This window comes from Corallococcus exercitus, from assembly GCF_003611585.1.
Taxonomy (GTDB): domain Bacteria; phylum Myxococcota; class Myxococcia; order Myxococcales; family Myxococcaceae; genus Corallococcus; species Corallococcus exercitus.
Genome location: NZ_RAVW01000693.1, coordinates 1 through 2837 on the forward strand (window position 1 = coordinate 1; position 2837 = coordinate 2837).

Annotated in this window: 3 protein-coding genes; all 3 read left to right on the forward strand. The window is 69.0% G+C overall.

Features of this window, described 5'->3' with window-relative positions; translation table 11 throughout:
- Positions 1–4: 4 nt before the first annotated feature.
- Positions 5–739, forward strand: a complete 735-nt coding sequence (locus D7W79_RS40945; protein WP_120530610.1) for a response regulator — start codon at positions 5–7, stop codon at positions 737–739.
- A gap of 100 nt (positions 740–839) precedes the next feature.
- Positions 840–1952 carry an S-(hydroxymethyl)glutathione dehydrogenase/class III alcohol dehydrogenase gene (locus tag D7W79_RS40950; protein WP_120530608.1) on the forward strand — a complete coding sequence of 371 codons (1113 nt, stop codon included), beginning with the start codon at positions 840–842 and terminating at the stop codon, positions 1950–1952.
- The gene (fghA, locus tag D7W79_RS40955; protein ID WP_120530609.1) at positions 1949–2803 is read left to right on the forward strand and encodes an S-formylglutathione hydrolase; all 855 of its coding nucleotides are present in this window, start codon (positions 1949–1951) and stop codon (positions 2801–2803) included. The genes D7W79_RS40950 and fghA overlap by 4 nt, the downstream gene beginning before the upstream one ends.
- Positions 2804–2837 lie beyond the last annotated feature (34 nt).

Here is a 2837-nt window from a genome sequence, read left to right on the forward strand (position 1 = left end):
CCCGATTTCCAGCGCCGCCCCCCTCCCCATCCGCGTGTTCGTCGTGGAGGACCAGACCAAGATCTTGAAGAACCAGCTGCGCCTCTTCGAAGGCCACCCGGACATCGACATCGTGGGCACCGCGCTGTCGGGCGAGGCCGCGATGGAAGAAGTCGAGCGCGCGAACCCGGACGTGCTGCTGCTGGACCTGGGGCTGCCGCGAATGAGCGGCATCGACGTCACGCGTGAGGTGAAGGCGCGCTTCCCGAAGATGGAGATCCTGATCTTCACCATCTTCGACGAGGAGGACAAAGTCCTCGAGGCCGTGAAGGCAGGCGCGTCCGGCTACCTGCTCAAGGGCGCCACGGTGGACAAGATCGTGGAGGCCATCAAGGAGGTGCGCGCGGGCGGCACGGTCATCCAGCCGAACCTGGCGCGGCGCCTCTTGCGCCACTTCCGCGTGGAGCCGGACACCGCGCCCGTGCCCACCGAGCCGCTGCCCGTGGCGCCGTCCGCCGCGGAGGCCACGGCCGCGGATGCGTCCGCGCATGAGCCGCTGCTCAAGCCGCTGTCGGACCGGGAGCGGGAGATCCTCCAGCTCATCGCCAAGGGCGTGTCCAACAGCGAGGCGGCCCGGCTGCTGTCGCTCTCCAAGGCGACCATCCGCACGCACCTGGAGCACATCTACCGGAAGCTCGAGGTGACGAACCGCGTGGAGGCCGTCACCGAGGGCATCCGCAAGGGCCTCATCTCCGTCTAGTAGCGGGCCCTGATGGGTCGGGCCGCTTCTTTTCACGGACGACGCGGTGCGTGGCTTCTATGGTGGGGAGTCTTCCTTCCCCACTCACAGGAGCCCCACCATGGACGTCCGCGCCGCCGTCGCCTTCGAGGCCGGCAAGCCCCTGAGCATCGAAACCGTGCACCTGGAGGGCCCCAAGGCGGGCGAGGTGCTGATCGAGCTGAAGGCCACCGGCCTGTGCCACACCGACGAGTTCACCCGCTCCGGCGCGGACCCGGAGGGCCTGTTCCCCGCCATCTTCGGCCACGAGGGCGCGGGCATCGTCGTGGACGTGGGCGCGGGCGTCACCAGCGTGAAGAAGGGCGACCACGTCATCCCGCTCTACACGCCGGAGTGCCGCGGCTGTAAGTCGTGCCTGTCGCGCAAGACGAACCTGTGTACGGCCATCCGCGCCACCCAGGGCAAGGGCCTGATGCCGGATGGCACCAGCCGCTTCCGCCTGGGCAAGCAGATGATCCACCACTACATGGGCTGCTCCACGTTCGCGAACTACACGGTGCTGCCGGAGATCGCCGTGGCGAAGATCCGCGAGGACGCCCCCTTCGACAAGGTCTGCTACATCGGCTGCGGCGTCACCACGGGCGTGGGCGCCGTCGTCTACACCGCGAAGGTGGAGGCCGGCGCGAAGGTCGTCGTCTTCGGCCTGGGCGGCATCGGCCTGAATGTCGTGCAGGCCGCTCGCATGGTGGGCGCGGACATGATCGTCGGCGTGGACCTGAACCCCGCTCGCAAGGAGATCGCGGAGAAGTTCGGGATGACGCACTTCGTGAACCCGAAGGAAGTGGAAGGCGACCTCGTCCCGTACCTCGTCAACCTCACCGGCGGCGGCGCGGACTACAGCTTCGAGTGCATCGGCAACGTGAAGACGATGCGCCAGGCGCTGGAGTGCTGCCACCGCGGCTGGGGCGAGAGCATCATCATCGGCGTGGCGGGCGCGGGGCAGGAGATCAGCACCCGGCCGTTCCAGCTGGTCACCGGCCGCGTGTGGAAGGGCAGCGCGTTCGGTGGGGCTCGCGGCCGCACGGACGTGCCGAAGATCGTCGACTGGTACATGGACGGGAAGATCCAGGTGGACCCGCTCATCACCCACACGCTCAAGCTGGAGGAGATCAACCACGGCTTCGACCTGATGCACGAGGGCAAGTCCATCCGCAGCGTGGTGAAGTACGCATGAGCGCGGCGGCTCCAACGCTCGTCAGCGAGCACGCATGCTTCGGAGGGACGCAGTCCTTCTGGAAGCACCCGTCCGAGGCCTGCGGCGGTGAGATGCGCTTCAGCGTCTACACGCCGCCCCAGGCGAAGCACGGCAAGGTGCCGGTGCTGTACTACCTGGCCGGCCTCACCTGCACGGAGGAGACCTTCCCCACCAAGGGCGGCGCGCAGCGCGTGGCGGCCGAGCTGGGGCTGATGCTCGTGGCGCCGGACACCAGTCCTCGCGGCGCGGGCATCCCGGGGGAGGACGCGGACTGGGACTTCGGCACCGGCGCGGGCTTCTACCTGGATGCCACGCAGGAGCCGTGGAAGGCGCGCTACCGCATGGGCACGTACGTGACGAAGGAGCTGCCCGGGATTATCGGCGCGCACTTCCCCGCGCGCATGGACCGCGAGGGCATCTTCGGCCACTCCATGGGCGGGCACGGCGCGCTCGTGACGGCGCTCCGGAACCCGGGCCGGTACAGGTCCGTGTCCGCGTTCGCTCCCATCGGGGCTCCCATCCGCAGCCCCTGGGGCAAGAAGGCCTTTGGCGGCTACCTGGGGCCGGATGAGCAGGCGTGGCGCGAGTACGACGCCACGGAGCTCCTGAAGGCGGGCCGGCGCGTGCCGGCGCTGCTCGTGGACCAGGGGACGAAGGACAAGTTCCTGCCGGATCAGCTGCACCCGCACTTCCTCAAGGAGGCCTGCGAGGCGGCGGGCCAGCCCCTCACCCTGCGCATGCAGGAGGGCTACGACCACGGCTACTACTTCGTCTCCACGTTCATGGAAGACCACCTGCGCCACCACGGCGCGGCGCTGAACGCGGGCTGAAAAGCAGCCCCCGCGCCCCGGGCATCCACGGCCC